Source organism: Paractinoplanes lichenicola, assembly GCF_016785085.1.
Classification (GTDB): Bacteria; Actinomycetota; Actinomycetes; order Mycobacteriales; family Micromonosporaceae; genus Actinoplanes; species Actinoplanes lichenicola.
This window is the reverse complement of the sequence record NZ_JAENHO010000016.1, coordinates 132,204-146,283: the sequence shown is the minus strand read 5'-3', so window position 1 is coordinate 146,283 and position 14,080 is coordinate 132,204. Positions and strand designations below refer to the sequence as shown.

The window sequence follows — 14,080 nt, the reverse complement described above, 5'->3', positions numbered from 1 at the left end:
ACGCCGGCTCTAAACTTTTTCAGGCGTTCTGCGCGGCCAGGTGCCGTTCGCGCAGCTCGCGATAGACGGCGCGGAAGACCTTGGGCCGCGAGTGGAAGTCGACGCCCTGGGCCCACAGCTCGGTGTCGACAGTCGTGCCGTCGCGCCGCTCGATCAGCACGGTCAGCCCGCTCGGGATCCGCCACGGACCGATCCGGTGGTTGACCTCGTGCAGGCGCACGTGGGCGATCTGGTCCCACGGGATCGTCCGCGAGCGCAGCAACCCGTGGATGCGCAGACCGTCGGGGCTCACGTAGGCGCCCATCTGCAGGATCCGGTAGGCGCCGAGCACCCAGATCACGGCCAGGGCGCAGGTCACCAGCCGCACGCCGTGCCAGCCCAGGCCGAACGTCTCGATCGAGCTCCAGGCCAGCAGGGCCAGGGCGAAGGCTTCCCAGCCGATGACCAGCCAGCGTCCGGCTCCGGGCGTGTAAGGCCGCTCCCACGTCTCCACGACATAGAAGTCTAGAAGCGATTCGTCATCGCCTCGGCTGTAAGCACAAACGCACAGTTCAACAACTGGTCATACGGTCGCCAGCACATTGTCGCCGATCGTGGTGATCTCGTCGGCGGCGGCGGTGACCGCGGCGGCGTAGTGCCGCAGCCACGAACGGACACCGTCGGGCGTCCCGGTCGCATAGGCGCCGGCCGAACCGACGTACTCCGGCTCGCGGCTGTGATGCCCCACTTCGACGGCGACCAAACCCCGCGGATCGAAACCGCGGCTGATCAGGGTCAGGCGGGCGGCGGCCCGGGCCACGACCCCGGCCGGGCCGGCGAACGGCCGCAGCGTGATCAACTCGGCGTGCACCACCGCGGCGAGCAGCAACGGGGGCGTCTTGTCGTTGCCCGCGACCAGGCCGGCGAGCATGTCGACCCGCTCCGCCGCGCCGGTGAGCCGGCCCAGGTCGGCCGCGGGCACGGCACCCCGGGCGGCCAGCACGTGCAGCTTGGCGAGCACCTGACGCGGCGCGCGGGGCCAGAGGTCGACCAGCCCGCCGACGCCCTCGGCGACCCGCAGGGCGCCCTGCACCACGGGATCGGTGACGGTCCCACCCCGTACGTCGTCAAGGTCGTGAACACTGCCCTCGAGCGCGGCGCTGGCGACGGCCGCGCGCAGGCTCGCCTCGGCCGCGACCTGACCGCCGTGCCGGCGCAGGGCGCGGTGCCGCATCGCCGCGTCGACCCGCTCGCGGGCCTCGGCCAGGGCGGGAGCAACATCGGCAAGGTCAAGAAGCGGGGCAAGTGGATCCACGGGAACACCGTAGCCGGTAAACCCGGCGAAACATGGGCTGCACAAACGGGCTCAGAACTGGCAAGATTCGCGCAGTATCACGCACGGATTGGTCATCCGGCGCGGCCACGACGCCATCTGGCGTTCTGTTGTCCACAGGCCTCGCCGGTGCCCATCAGCGCAACTAGTGTGCAACGAAGAAGCCCGGGTCAGCAGTGAAGAGGAGCCGCCCTCATGAGCGAGACATTGGCGAACCTGTCATCGGAGAGTCGACAGTTCCCGCCGCCTGAAGCGCTGGCCGCGGCCGCCAACGTCAAGGCGGAGGCCTACGAGGAGGCGGCCGCCGACCGTCTCGCGTTCTGGGCGCGGCAGGCCGAGCGCCTCACCTGGAGCAAGTCGTGGGACCAGGTGCTCGACTGGTCCAACCCCCCGTTCGCGAAGTGGTTCGTCGGCGGCGAGCTGAACGTCGCGTACAACTGCGTCGACCGGCACGTCGAGGCCGGCCACGGCGACAAGGTCGCCATCCACTGGGAGGGCGAGCCCGGCGACACCCGCACGATCACCTACGCCGAGCTGCTCAAGCTGGTCAGCCAGGCCGCCAACACCCTGACCGACCTGGGCGTCGGCGCCGGCGACCGGGTCGCCATCTATCTGCCGATGATCCCCGAGGCCGCGGTCGCGATGCTGGCCTGCGCCCGCGTCGGCGCCACCCACAGCGTGGTCTTCGGCGGCTTCTCGGTCTCCGCGCTGTCGACCCGCATCCAGGACGCCGACGCCAAGCTGGTCATCACGGCCGACGGCGGCTACCGCCGGGGCAAGCCGTCGGCGCTCAAGCCCACGGTCGACGAGGCCGTCGCCCAGTGCCCGAGCATCGAGAACGTGCTCGTCGTCCGCCGCACCGGCCAGGATGTCGCGTGGACCGACAAGGACAAGTGGTGGCACGAGACCGTCGAGCAGGCCAGCCCGGAGCACAAGGCGCAGCCGTTCGACGCCGAGCACCCGCTGTTCATCCTCTACACCTCGGGCACGACCGGTAAGCCGAAGGGCATCCTGCACACCACGGGCGGCTATCTGACCCAGGTGTCGTACACGCACAACGCCGTCTTCGACCTCAAGCCCGAAACCGACGTCTACTGGTGCACGGCCGACATCGGCTGGGTCACCGGCCACTCGTACATCGTCTACGGCCCGCTCTCCAACGGCGCCACCCAGGTCATGTACGAGGGCACGCCGGACACTCCGGGCCGCGACCGGTTCTGGCAGATCGTCGACAAGTACAAGGTGTCGATCCTCTACACCGCGCCCACCCTGATCCGCACGATGATGAAGTGGGGCGACGACATCCCCGCGGGCTACGACCTGTCCTCGCTGCGCGTGCTGGGCAGCGTCGGCGAGCCGATCAACCCCGAGGCCTGGATGTGGTACCGGGAGAACATCGGCCGCAACCGCACCCCGATCGTCGACACGTGGTGGCAGACCGAGACCGGCGGCGTGATGATCTCGCCGCTGCCCGGCGTGACCGCGACCAAGCCCGGCTCGGCCATGACCGCGCTGCCCGGCATCACCGCCGACGTGGTCGACGACCAGGCCCAGTCGGTGCCGAACGGCGGCGGTGGCTTCCTGGTGCTGCGCGACCCGTGGCCGTCGATGCTCCGCACGATCTGGGGCGACGACAAGCGCTTCATCGACACGTACTGGTCGCGCTTCGGCGCCGGGGCCGGCACGGGCGACGAGTGGATCTACTTCGCGGGTGACGGCGCCAAGAAGGACGAGGACGGCGCGCTCTGGCTGCTCGGCCGGGTCGACGACGTCATGCTGGTCTCGGGTCACAACATCTCGACCACCGAGGTCGAGTCGGCGCTGGTCTCGCACCCGTCAGTGGCCGAGTCGGCAGTCGTCGGCGCGACCGACCCGACCACCGGCCAGGCCATCGTGGCGTTCGTGATCCCGCGGGGCAATGTGGACACCGAGGGCGACGCGGGTGAGCAGCTCAACGTCGAACTGCGCAACCACGTGGCCAAGACGCTCGGCCCGATCGCCAAGCCCCGCCAGATCATGCTCGTGCCCGAGCTGCCGAAGACCCGCTCCGGCAAGATCATGCGGCGCCTGCTCAAGGACGTGGCCGAGAACCGCTCGCTGGGCGACGTCACCACGCTGCAGGACTCCGCGGTGATGGACCTGATCTCGAAGGGCATGAACACCGGCAAGTCCGAGGACTGACGACCTTCCCGACACCGCACCCCCGTACGGGACGTGAAACCGCTACGCTTTGCGCCGCGGTCCCGGACGACCGCAAGCTCGGGTCACGGGGGTGCGGGTCATGGTCAGGTCCACCGCAGGCGTCGCGGGAGCGCTGACGCTGGCGCTGCTGATGGTCGGCGGCTGTTCGCGCGACGACGAGCCGGTCGCCGCGGGTGACTCCGGCGTCGCACCGGGCGTCTCGGCCTCCGTCGCCCCGGGCGCGTCGCAGCCGACCGGCGGCGCCCCCGGCGACAATCCCGTCCCGGCCGGGCAGCCGGCCGACAGCGAGGCCTCGCCCCTGCCACCGCCGAGCCGCCCCGCCGGTGTCACCGCCCCCGACCTCTCCTCGTTGCGCGTCGGCTCGATCACCGCGACCGTCACCAAAGGCGGCGGCGGCCCCTGCTACGGCCTCAAGAGCGCCGACGGCGTGGCCTGGTCGGTCTACTCCAAGAAGCCCGTGCCGCTCGCCAAGGGCGACCGGGTGCAGGCCCGCATCACGCCGGGCAAGACGCCGGTCGACTGCGGCTCCGGCAAGCCGGCCACGCTCGACCGCGTGATGATCGGCACCGACTGAGTTTCCCCCGGGTTACGGCCGCCGCGGGTTCGACGCGGGTTGGTTGCGGCCGCCGCGCGCTCACGCTCGACCCGAACGCCTAGGCTGGAGGCCATGGGCGGTCGGGTGGACGAGTCGTGCGTGCTGGTGGACGGGCCCTGGACCCATCGCTTCGTCGGCGCCAACGGCAGCCGTTTCCACGTCGTCGAGGCCGGCACCGGCCCGCTGGTGCTGTTCCTGCACGGCTTTCCCGAGTTCTGGTGGGCCTGGCACGACGTGCTCCCCCGCATCGCCGACTCGGGCTTCCGGGCCGTCGCGATCGACCTGCGCGGCTACGGCGCGAGCGACAAACCGCCGCGCGGCTACGACGGCTACACGATGGCCGCCGACATCACCGGCCTGATCCGGGCCCTGGGCGAGCGGAACGCGACGATCGTCGGGGCCGGCGCCGGCGGCATGATCGGCTGGGCCGCCGCCGCCTTCCACCCCAAGCTGGTCAACCGGCTCGTCGTGCTCGGCGCGGCCCACCCGCTGCGGCTGCGGGCGGCCCTGTTCGCCGACCCGCGCGGCCAGTTCGCCGCGTCCTCGTCCGCGCTGCGCTTCCAGGTGCCGCGTTACGAGCACGTGCTCACCCGCGACAACGCCGCGATGGTGGGCGAGCTGATGACCAGCTGGACGGGTCCGCAGTGGAGAGAGACGCCCGAGTTCGCCGATTACGTGGCCCGCTGCCGGGAGGCCATGCAGATCCCGCAGGCCGCGTTCTGCGCGCTCGAGGCGTACCGGTGGGTGTTCCGCAGTGCCCTTCGCCTGCAGGGCTACCGGTTCGTCAAGCTGATGCAGAAGCCCCTGATCACGCCGACCCTGCAGCTGCACGGCGGGCTCGACACGGCCACCCTGCCCCGCACGGCGCAGGGCTCGGGGCGTTACGTGCTCGCGCCGTACGAGTGGCGGCTGATCCCCGAGGTCGGGCACTTCCTGCACCAGGAGGCGACCGACGTGATCACCGGCGAAGTGCTGCGCTGGCTCAAGTCCAACTGAGGCCCCGGCTAGATGCGCTGCTCGCTCAGGTCGGAGACCTCGTTCAGCGGCGCCCAGCCCTGATAGACGCCGAAGTCGAACTCCTCCAGGCCCAGCTGGCGGGCGATCGGCGCGCGGCCGCCCGTGTATTCGACCCGCAGCCACGCATCGGCCTCGGCCAGCACGATGAACGGCGCGCCCCGCCAGGTGCACGTGGTGCGCACGTAGACCAGCTCGTCGTACTCCTCGGGGGTCAGCACCCGCGCGTAGCGGCCCGGGCGCACCTCGTCGAAGCCGTCGGCCGGATCGGTGCGATAGATCCGCACGTTGTCGCCGTCGGGCGCGGCGTCGTACTCGCGGCCCTGCCAGGCCACCACGTAGCCGTCACGCATCACTACTCACCCACCCGGCGCCAGAGCGGACCGTCGTTGTCGAAGATCGCGACCATCCGCTCGTTGCCGTCCACGTCGATGCGCCACAGCTGCGCGCCGTGCGGCAGCCGGACACTGTCCACCTTGAACTCGGCGATCACGTCGCGGCCCTCGCCGGGGGCGAACCCGTTGCCCCGGAAGGGCGCGCGCTCGATGACCCAGCCGTCCATCGCCCGCAGGGCCTGCTCGTTCTGCCCGCCGTACGGGATGCGGTAGAGGCTCGGACGATACGCCGGCCACCGCAACACGTACGCCTCCTTGGCGTCGTGCTGATGCGGCGAGGTGTCGTAGCTCAGGCCCAGGGCGCCCAGCAGCTCCGCGGGCGTCCGCAGATGCTCGACCTCGGTCGCGCGGTGCACGAAGCCGGCCACCCGGTCGTAGCCGCGCTCGAGGTAGTAGTCGACCTGGTCGGGCGGCAGCGTCTTCTGCATCACCGTGGCGTGCTGCTTGTCGTCGCTGGCGGGCTCGGGCGCGGGCACCGGCGCGACGTCCTCGATCGGGCCGTCCGGGTCGTGACCCAGGCCCGACTCCGCGGCCCAGCTGGCCAGCGCGATGACCTGCGGCCCGGGATACTTCGCGCCGATCGGGCCGTCCGGGTTGACCGCGAACGACCAGGCCGGGTCGGGCCAGTTGCGGATCAGCTCGAAGAAGCGCACCCCGACCGTACGGGTGGGCTCGGAGAAGTGCTCGGCGAGCCTGTCGCGGCTGGTGAAGACGACGAGGAAGGTCTCGCCCTCGGCCTGCTCGGTGCGGAAGGCGAACCCGGACTCGCCGGGCGAGCTGCCCGGACGCGAGTGGTCGGCCACCGGCACGAGCACCGTGGCCAGCAACAGCGTGGACAGGAAGGTGTCGGTGTTGTGGGCGCTGGCGGCGTTGTAGAGATCCTGCTCGACCTCGTTGGCCGGCACGAACGCCACGGGCGGCGGGGCCTGCGGGGCGGGCGACGCCGGACGGGTCTCCAGCGGCGGCTGGGCGCCGAGCCGGGCCGGGCGGTCGCTGCCGGGCGAACCGGGAATGACCGGCGGGGTCATCGGCTGCGCGGGGGCCTCGGACTTGGTCTGGAACGCCGGGAAGGACGTGAGGCCGGGAGCCTCCGACGGCGAGGTCGCCTGCCGGCGGGGCAGCGGCGTGCCGAAACCGGGACTGGGCTCGGTCGGCAACCCGGGCGCGGCCGCCGGGGCCGGGCTCGACAAGCCGGGCAGCCGAGCCGCCAGGCCCGGGGACGGACTCGCCGGGGCCGGCGGGGCCGAGATGGGCGGCATGGCGGACGCGGACGACTGCCGGGCGGCCGCCTGCGGGGAGGCCGGGCCCTGCGGGAAGGCGGCACCACCGGACGACGACTGGCGGCGCGGCAGGTCGCTCAGCGCGCTGGTGCCCGGACGCGACGGCGGGGCCGACGCCGACCAGTTCGGGTTGAACGGGGTCTCGTCGGGGTTGTGCGGGCTGAAGTTGTCGGGCGGGGGCGGGGTCTGCGCCATGGGGGTGCGGACCGGCAGCCCGGCCGGGTCGGGCAGGGGGCCGCGCGGGTCGTCGCCACCGGTGGGCGGGACGGCCGGCGACTGGTAGGCCGGGGGCACCACGGGCGGCTGGGCCGGCGAGGGCGCGACGCTCGGCTGCTGACCGAAACCCTGCGGCGCGCTCGGCTGCTGGCCGAAGGCGGGCGGGGCGCTCGGCTGCTGGCCGAAACCTTGTGGGGCGCTCGGCTGCTGGCCGAAGGCGGGCGGGGCGCTCGCGGGCAGGCCGGAGGTGGGCGCGGCGCTCGGGGTGCGGGCGGGCAGGCCGCTCGGCAGCACCGTGCCGGGCGTGCGGATCGGGAGGCCGCCGGGGCCGAACTGCTCGGACTGCGCGCCGGGCGACTCGGGAGAGGTCGGCGCACCCAGGGGCTGACCTGCGTTTTCAGGCTGGCCTGCGGTTGCGGGCCGGGCTGCGCTCGCGGGCTGGCCGAAGCCGCCGGACGTCGGTGCGGGCCGGTTGAAAGCGTCGGCAGCGGACGAGGCATGGCCCGAGCCGCCGGAGCGGACCGCGGCGTGGCCGGAGGCGGCCGAGCCGGCCGACTGGCCGTAGGCCGGGGGCGCGCTCGCCGGGCGTCCGTAAAGCGGCGGGCCGCTGGCCGGCGGCGCACTCGCGGGCGGAGCGCTCGCGGGAGCAGCTGCGGGCTGGCCGTAGGCGGCGGGCTGACCACGCGTGGGCAGACCCGCGGGCGACTGCCCGGCGGCCTGGCCGAACGCGGCCGACGGTGAACGAGTCGGCAGGCCACCGACCTGATCCGGCGCCTGGCCATAGGCGGGAGTGCGGGCCGCGGGCTGCTCCCCATAGGCGGGGGTGCGGGCCGCCGGCTGCTCGCCGTAGGCCGACGTGCGGGCCGCCGGCTGCTCGTTCGGCTGGCCGTTGGACGGGCTGCGCGTGGGCAGGCCGGGAGCCTGATCCGCGGCCTGACCGTAGGCCGGCGTGCGGGGCGGCAGGCCAGGAGCCTGATCCGCTGCCTGCCCATAAGCCGGCGTGCGGGTCGGCAGGCCGGGAGCCTGCTCGCTGCCCTGACCGTAGGTGGGGGTGCGCGTGGGCAGGCCACCGGCGGGCGGCTGCTCGGCGGAGGGTGTGCGGGTCGGCAGGCCGGCGGGCTGACCGTAGGCGCTCGCCGGTGCCGGCGTACGGCTGGGAAGGTCGCTCGACGGCGCGGGCGTGCGGCTCGGGAGCTCGCTCGACGGCGGCTCGCCCGGGGTGTGGGCGTAGGCACCGCCGTAGGAGGCCGCAGCGGCCTGACCGTACGCGGCCGGCGCCTGTCCGTAGGAGGTCTTGGCGCCGGGATATTGCGGGTAGGACCCCGTGGCCGCGGTCATCGGGGCGCCCTCGTGAGTGGGACCGCCCGGCCGGGCCGTCTCCTCCTTTTGGGCGGCCGCCGCGTTGGCCGCCAGGGCCGCGGCCTGCAGATCCTGCATCTTGCCGGACTGGCCGACCGGCTCGGCGCGGCCCGGGCCACGGGTCGGCAGCCGCAGATCGCCACGTGAGAGTTGCGCCACGAACCAGGCCGGAAGGTAGCCCTCGATCGGCAGGCCGGGGTTGACCGCCAGCCACCACTCGAGATTTGGCCAGGTGTTGGCAAGCTCCGCATAGGGGACACGACGGGCGGAACCCGTGTAATCCGCTAGGCAGGACTGCAACGCCGCTGTCGACGTGAAGGCCAGCACGTGCGTGCGGCCCCCGGTGCTCCAGGTGCCCCAGCCGAGCGGGGCGAGACCCGCCAACGCGTCGGCCGACACCGGCAAGAGCAGGTCAACACCGGAGAGAATGCGGAAATACGACTCCTGGTCGTCGGTGCGCAAAGCATCGCGCATAGCGACCTCGGCGTCCGTAGCCGGCTCCCACTCGGACACGTCCACCTCTCCCCACCGTGCGACGAGGCCATCTCAACGCGTACAACCTACAAGGTCAGGCCACGATCACAATGGGCGGCGGTACGCAGAAGAGTAAAGCGGGTGGTCGAAGCCCTAAGTATGCGTCCGAATGCTCTCCGGATCACCGTTTCGGTCGCTCGAGGCGATCAAACAACAACTGATCGTAGCCGGATCGCCCAGACGGTCCAGTACGCGTTCGAGCGACAACAAGCTTCGCAACAACGGACTAAACGGTCGTATTGCCGGGCCGGGAAATGCGAAACGGCCGGGACAGTCGCTTGACTGGTCCGGCCGTTCACGGCTGCGGCGAGCGCCGCGCGCTCACTGGAAGCGCGAGGTCGCCTGCTTCTCGGTGTTCACGTAGTCGTCGGCCGACTGGTCGACGGCGCCCTTGATGTTCTGCAGGATGCTGGTCAGGTCGTTGGCCGCGGTGCGCCACGCCTCCTGACGCGCGTAATACGCCTGCTGGGCCTCGCCGTCCCACGAGTCGACGAGCCGCTTCGAGTCGCGCTCGAGGTCGCCGAGCTGCTGCTGCAGCGAGCTCACGGCCTTCGCGATGTTGGCACCCGCTCCACGCAGGGCCTCGAAATTGACGAGAAGTACTCCGTCGTTAGCCATTTGTTGGTCTCCCCCGGGTCAGAGCGGCAGCGAGAAGTTGCCGCCGGAGCCGGACACGCGGCTGGCAGCGTCGGTGTCGGTCGAGCTGTAGCCGGTGCCGGACACCCGGATCGACTCCGCGGTGTCGGCCAGGGCCGAGTTGAGCTTCTTCAGGTCGGTCTCGTACTGCACCTTGACCTGCTCGAACGCGGCCGCGCCCATGCCCTTCCACGCGCCGTTCAGCTGCGACAGCTCGTTCATCAGCGTGGACAGCATCTGCTGCAGACCCTGGTTGACGTTGTCGAAGTTGGTGGCAGCAGCTGCCATCTCCTCCGGTGTTACTTGCGTTGATCCGGCCACCCGGAAGTCACCCCGCTTTCTCGTTCGGTTCGCCGAGGATGTCGTGATCCGTTGTGGACGGACGGTGATCATTCACCTGCGACATATCGACGCTGGCCACCAGGCTAACCCCTGACCACAAGCCACGGGGGGCGGGCCGTGAGCGGCCGACTACTCTTTCCTGACGTCGCCGACCGTAGCGAAACTCGTCAAGCCGCGACAGTCCCGGATCGGGGCCTGTGGATAACTCTCGGTTGTCCACAGGGTGCCCCGCCGATGGCCGCGAGCCCATACGATAGGCGCCGCACGAGCACAAATGCGGGGAAGGGCGGTGGATCGTGACGGTCGGAGTGACAGGCGACCGCGACTACCGCGAGCTGTCCGGGCCCGCGAAACCACTACCCAAGGTCAGCCGGCGGCCGATCCGCCGTGGACGGTTCCTCGGCGTCCGGGCCGGCCAGCTCGTGGCCACCCAGGTCGCCGCCGTGGCCGTGGCGCTGGGCGCGGTCAACGGCCCGATCGGCCTGGTCGCCGGCGCCGTCCTGGGCCTGGTCATCCTCGCCCTGACCTGGTTGCGGCTCAACCGGCGCTGGGCGTTCGAGTGGCTCGGCGTCGGTCTTCGCTTCGGCGGTCGTCGGCACTCCGCCGCGGTCGACACCGACCCGACGGCGCTGCTGCGATTCCTCGCCCCGGGCGCGCGGGTCGAGCAGGCCGAGCTGGCCGGCGATCCGGCCGCGGTGGTCGTCGACGGTCACGGCCTCACCGCCGTGCTCGAGCTGGGCGACCCGACCGGCCTGCTGACCGAGGAGACACCCGACCTGCCGTCGCCGGCCACCCTGCTGCCCTCGGGCGAGGCCGAGCTGCCCCCGGTGCTGATCCAGCTGCTGCTGACCGGGGCGCCGGCGCCCTCGCTGCGGGCCGGCGCGGGCACCCCGGCCAACTCCTATCGGCAGCTCACCGAGGGCCGCCTGCTCGGACACAGCCGGGCGCTGCTGGCCGTGCGGGTGCTGCGGGCCGAGGGCTGGTCGGAGGAGGAGCTGCGCCGCTCGCTGTCCGGCCTGGTGCGCAAGCTGGTGCGGCGGCTCTCCGCGGTGCCGGCGCGCCCGCTCGGTGAGGCGGCCGCGCTGCGGGTCATCGCCGAGCTGGCCCACGACGACGGGGTGGGCTCGGCGCAGGAGACGTGGCCCGCCCTGCGGGTCGGCGGCCTGGCGCAGACCACGTTCCGGCTGCGGCGCTGGCCCGACCCGCAGGTCGAGACGTCCCGGCGGCTGGTCTCCCGCCTGCTCACCCTGCCCGCGGCCGCGACCACGGTGTCGCTGACCGCCGGTCCGCAGGCGGCGCGCGGTCCCGTCCCGCTCGACATGACGATCCGGCTGGCCGCGCCCGATCCGAATGCGCTCGGCGTCGCCACCCAGGCGCTGCGCAAGCTCCTGTCGGGCGAGCACGCCGGCGCGCAGCGCCTCGACGGCGAACATCTGCAGGGCCTGTTCGCCACGCTGCCGCTGGGTGGCCGGCCGAGCGCCGTGCCCGGCTTCCCCGCCGACGGGGTGCAGCCGGCCGAGCTGCTCGAGGGCCTGCACCTGCCGGTCGGCGCGTCGGGCCTGATGCTCGGGCGCAACCGCCACGGCAGCCCGGTCGTGATCCGTCTGTTCCGCCCCGAGCAGACCCGGGCCCTGCTTGTCGGCGGCGTCCGGGCGGCCCAGCTGGTGGCCCTGCGAGCGATGGCCCTGGGCGCCCGCGTGGTGGTGCAGACGGCTCGGCCGCGCGCGTGGGAGCCGTTCGTCCGCGGGGCGGCCGTCCCCGGCGAGTCGATCGCCGTGGTGCCGCCGGGCCGCCCGATCGAGATCGCGCCCGGCTCGGCCCTGCACCCGCTGCTGATCGTGGTCGACATCGGCCCGGTCGGCGCCGACAACCGCCCCGGCGAGGGCTGGCAGGCCACGCTCGTGGTGCGCGACGAGTTCTCGGCCGCCGACGTCGACGTGGCCTCCCGCGCCGACCTGCTGATCCTCCAGCCGCTGCGCCCCGAGGAGGCCACGCTCGTCGGCGGCGCCCTGGGCCTGGGCGAGGTGGCCCAGTGGATGACGCGGATTCGGCCCGACATGGTCGGCGTGGTCAACCGCCGGGCGGTCCGCTGGGCGGCCCTGGCCCACACCCCCATCGAGACCCAGCTGACCGGCCCACCCGGCCGCTGAAAAGAGCGGCGAAAGTCGATATGCGCTGTTCAGTGCAACGAGATCGACAAGATCGGGGAGTGTCGCCGCTGCCGGTGGCATGATCGTGGCACCATTCCGGGCCATGGGCCTCATCATTCGGCTTCTGATCACGGCGTTCTCGCTGTGGCTGGCCACCGTCTTGATCGACGGCATTGAACTGACCACCGACAAGGTGTCGGAACAGATCATCACGCTGCTGATCGTGGCGGTCATCTTCGGCGTGATCAACGCAGTGCTGCGACCGATCATCAAGGTCGTGGGCTGCGGTTTCTATGTGCTCACGCTCGGGTTGATCGCCCTGGTCGTCAACGGCGCGCTGTTCATGCTGACCAGCTGGGTCGCCGGCCAGTTCGACCTGCCGTTCCACGTCGACGAGTTCTGGCCCAGCGCCGTGCTCGGCGCGCTGCTCGTGGGCGTCGTGAGCTGGCTGCTCAACATGCTCGTGCCCGACGGCGACGACTGACACTGCTACGACCGGCCCGGCTACGGGGTCGCCGACGACTACCTCCGTCGGCGGCCTCGGCGGGAAACCGCTGGCGGTCCGGCGATCTTGCGGCTTGACTCGGCGGCGTGCTGCACGAACTTCGCGACGACGGGTACGAGCTGGACTCCGCACGCGAGCGGATCGACCTCGCCACCGTGCATCGATGGCTGTCCACCGACTCGTACTGGGCCATGGGACGCCCTCTCGAGCAGATGCGGGCCGCCCTCGACGGCTCCGAGGCGTACGGGATCTATGACCGCGGCGGCGCCCAAGTGGCCGTGGCCCGGGTCGTCACCGACGGGGCGGTCTTCGCCTATCTCTGCGACGTCTACGTCGACCCGGGCCATCGGGGCCGCGGCCTCGGCGGCTGGTTGGTGCGCAACCTGCGCGATCACTACGCCGCTCGCGGCCTCAATCGCTTCCTGCTGGTCACCCGGGACGCGCACGCCGTCTACGCGCCGCACGGCTTCACCGAGGTCGAGCCGGGACGCTGGATGGAGTGCGACCTGCGCGCAGCGAGGTGAGGCCGGCCGCGAGCGCTGCGGTGAGGTCGGCCATAGGCAAGGAGCGAAACGCCGCCGAAACCTTACGGTGAGGGCATGAGCGACGAGCGGCGCGGATACCTCTACGGCCTCGCGGCGTACGGGATGTGGGGTTTCTTCCCGATCTACTTCAAGCACCTGCAGCCGGCGTCACCGCTGGAGATCCTGGCCCACCGGGTGATCTGGTCGGTGGTGTTCGTCAGCCTGCTGCTCGCGGCCATGCGGAACTGGGTCTTCCTCAAGCGCCTGTTCCGCTCGCCCAAGCTGCTCGGCGGCCTGGCGCTCGCGGCGCTGCTCATCGGCGTGAACTGGGGCTCCTACATCTACGGCGTCAACTCGAACCGGGTCGTCGAGACGGCGCTGGGCTACTTCATCACCCCGCTCGTCATCATGCTGCTGGGCGTGACCGTGATGCGTGAGCGGATGCGCGCCCTGCAGTGGGTCGCGGTCGGCATCGGCGCGATCGCCGTGGCCGTGCTGACGATCGACTACGGCCACCTGCCATATATCGCCCTGCTCCTGGCGGCCAGCTTCGGCACCTACAGCCTGGTCAAGAAGCGCATGTCGCTGCCGCCGGCCGAGGGGCTGTTCGTCGAGTCGGCGGTGCTGGCGCTCCCGGCGCTGGCCTACGTCGCCTGGCTGACCAGCGCGGGTGACGGCGAATTCGGGCACGTCTCGGCCACCCACACCGCGCTCATGATCTTTTCGGGGCTGGCCACCGCGCTGCCGCTGCTGCTGTTCGCCGCGGCCGCCAATCGAGTGCCGATGGTCGGGATCGGCATCCTGCAATACGTCGCGCCGATCCTGCAGCTCGCCGTCGGCCTGCTGATCTATCACGAGCCGATGCCGCCGGCCCGCCTGGCCGGGTTCGCCCTCGTGTGGCTGGCGCTGATCATCTTTACCGTCGACGCGCTGCGCCGTCGCAAGCAGACGGCAGCCGGCCCGACGGCCGCCACCGTCGAGCCGGCTACCACCCTGCCACCCCGCTGACCTCGAAT

At 71.9% G+C, this 14,080-nt stretch carries 13 protein-coding genes; 7 read left to right on the top strand and 6 right to left on the bottom strand.

Translation table 11 applies throughout. The features are described from left to right. Nucleotides 1–19 precede the first annotated feature (19 nt). Nucleotides 20–493 carry an SCO5741 family PH domain-containing membrane protein gene (locus JKJ07_RS42415; RefSeq protein WP_307834702.1) on the bottom strand — a complete coding sequence of 158 codons (474 nt, stop codon included), beginning with the start codon at nt 491–493 and terminating at the stop codon, nt 20–22. A 69-nt stretch (nt 494–562) separates the two neighbouring features. Next, the gene (locus tag JKJ07_RS42410; RefSeq protein ID WP_307834701.1) at nt 563–1,294 is read right to left on the bottom strand and encodes a Fic family protein; all 732 of its coding nucleotides are present in this window, start codon (nt 1,292–1,294) and stop codon (nt 563–565) included. A 213-nt stretch (nt 1,295–1,507) separates the two neighbouring features. Between JKJ07_RS42410 and acs the strand changes: the two genes are divergently transcribed. The 3 genes from acs (at nt 1,508) to JKJ07_RS42395 (ending at nt 5,105) form a co-directional block, all read left to right on the top strand. Continuing rightward, nucleotides 1,508–3,493 (top strand): acetate--CoA ligase, encoded by a 1,986-nt coding sequence (gene acs / locus JKJ07_RS42405; RefSeq protein ID WP_202997677.1) that lies wholly within the window; start codon nt 1,508–1,510, stop codon nt 3,491–3,493. Between the two features lie 100 nt (nt 3,494–3,593). Further along, nucleotides 3,594–4,088, top strand: a complete 495-nt coding sequence (locus JKJ07_RS42400) for a hypothetical protein (RefSeq protein ID WP_202997676.1) — start codon at nt 3,594–3,596, stop codon at nt 4,086–4,088. A gap of 93 nt (nt 4,089–4,181) precedes the next feature. Further along, on the top strand, nt 4,182–5,105 hold the full coding sequence (locus JKJ07_RS42395; RefSeq protein WP_202997675.1) for an alpha/beta fold hydrolase: 924 nt from the start codon (nt 4,182–4,184) through the stop codon (nt 5,103–5,105). A gap of 8 nt (nt 5,106–5,113) precedes the next feature. Here the strand turns inward: JKJ07_RS42395 and JKJ07_RS42390 are convergent, their stop codons facing one another. From JKJ07_RS42390 to JKJ07_RS42370, 4 genes are all read right to left on the bottom strand, one after another. Continuing rightward, a complete protein-coding gene (locus JKJ07_RS42390) occupies nt 5,114–5,479 on the bottom strand; it encodes a UCP033725 family protein (protein ID WP_202997674.1) in 366 nt (121 codons plus the stop codon). Further along, nucleotides 5,479–8,886, bottom strand: coding sequence for an SseB family protein (locus JKJ07_RS50690; RefSeq protein WP_307834700.1), 3,408 nt, complete (start codon nt 8,884–8,886; stop codon nt 5,479–5,481). The genes JKJ07_RS42390 and JKJ07_RS50690 overlap by 1 nt, the downstream gene beginning before the upstream one ends. A 342-nt stretch (nt 8,887–9,228) precedes the next feature. After that, entirely contained in the window at nt 9,229–9,525 is a 297-nt protein-coding gene (locus tag JKJ07_RS42375) for a WXG100 family type VII secretion target (protein WP_202997673.1), read from the bottom strand. Nucleotides 9,526–9,543: 18 nt separating this feature from the next. Next, nucleotides 9,544–9,831: a WXG100 family type VII secretion target gene (locus JKJ07_RS42370; RefSeq protein ID WP_236030834.1), complete on the bottom strand. Its 288-nt coding sequence runs from the start codon at nt 9,829–9,831 to the stop codon at nt 9,544–9,546. Nucleotides 9,832–10,181: 350 nt separating this feature from the next. Here JKJ07_RS42370 and eccE point away from each other — a divergent pair, with 350 nt between their 5' ends. The 4 genes from eccE (at nt 10,182) to rarD (ending at nt 14,072) form a co-directional block, all read left to right on the top strand. After that, nucleotides 10,182–12,035 (top strand): type VII secretion protein EccE, encoded by a 1,854-nt coding sequence (eccE, locus tag JKJ07_RS42365; RefSeq protein WP_202997671.1) that lies wholly within the window; start codon nt 10,182–10,184, stop codon nt 12,033–12,035. 103 nt (nt 12,036–12,138) lie between these two features. Further along, complete coding sequence (locus JKJ07_RS42360; protein WP_202997670.1) at nt 12,139–12,519, top strand: phage holin family protein; 381 nt, start codon at nt 12,139–12,141, stop codon at nt 12,517–12,519. Between the two features lie 107 nt (nt 12,520–12,626). After that, complete coding sequence (locus JKJ07_RS42355) at nt 12,627–13,064, top strand: GNAT family N-acetyltransferase (RefSeq protein WP_202997669.1); 438 nt, start codon at nt 12,627–12,629, stop codon at nt 13,062–13,064. Nucleotides 13,065–13,139: 75 nt separating this feature from the next. Then, nucleotides 13,140–14,072: an EamA family transporter RarD gene (gene rarD / locus JKJ07_RS42350; protein ID WP_202997668.1), complete on the top strand. Its 933-nt coding sequence runs from the start codon at nt 13,140–13,142 to the stop codon at nt 14,070–14,072. The last annotated feature ends 8 nt before the right edge of the window (nt 14,073–14,080 follow it).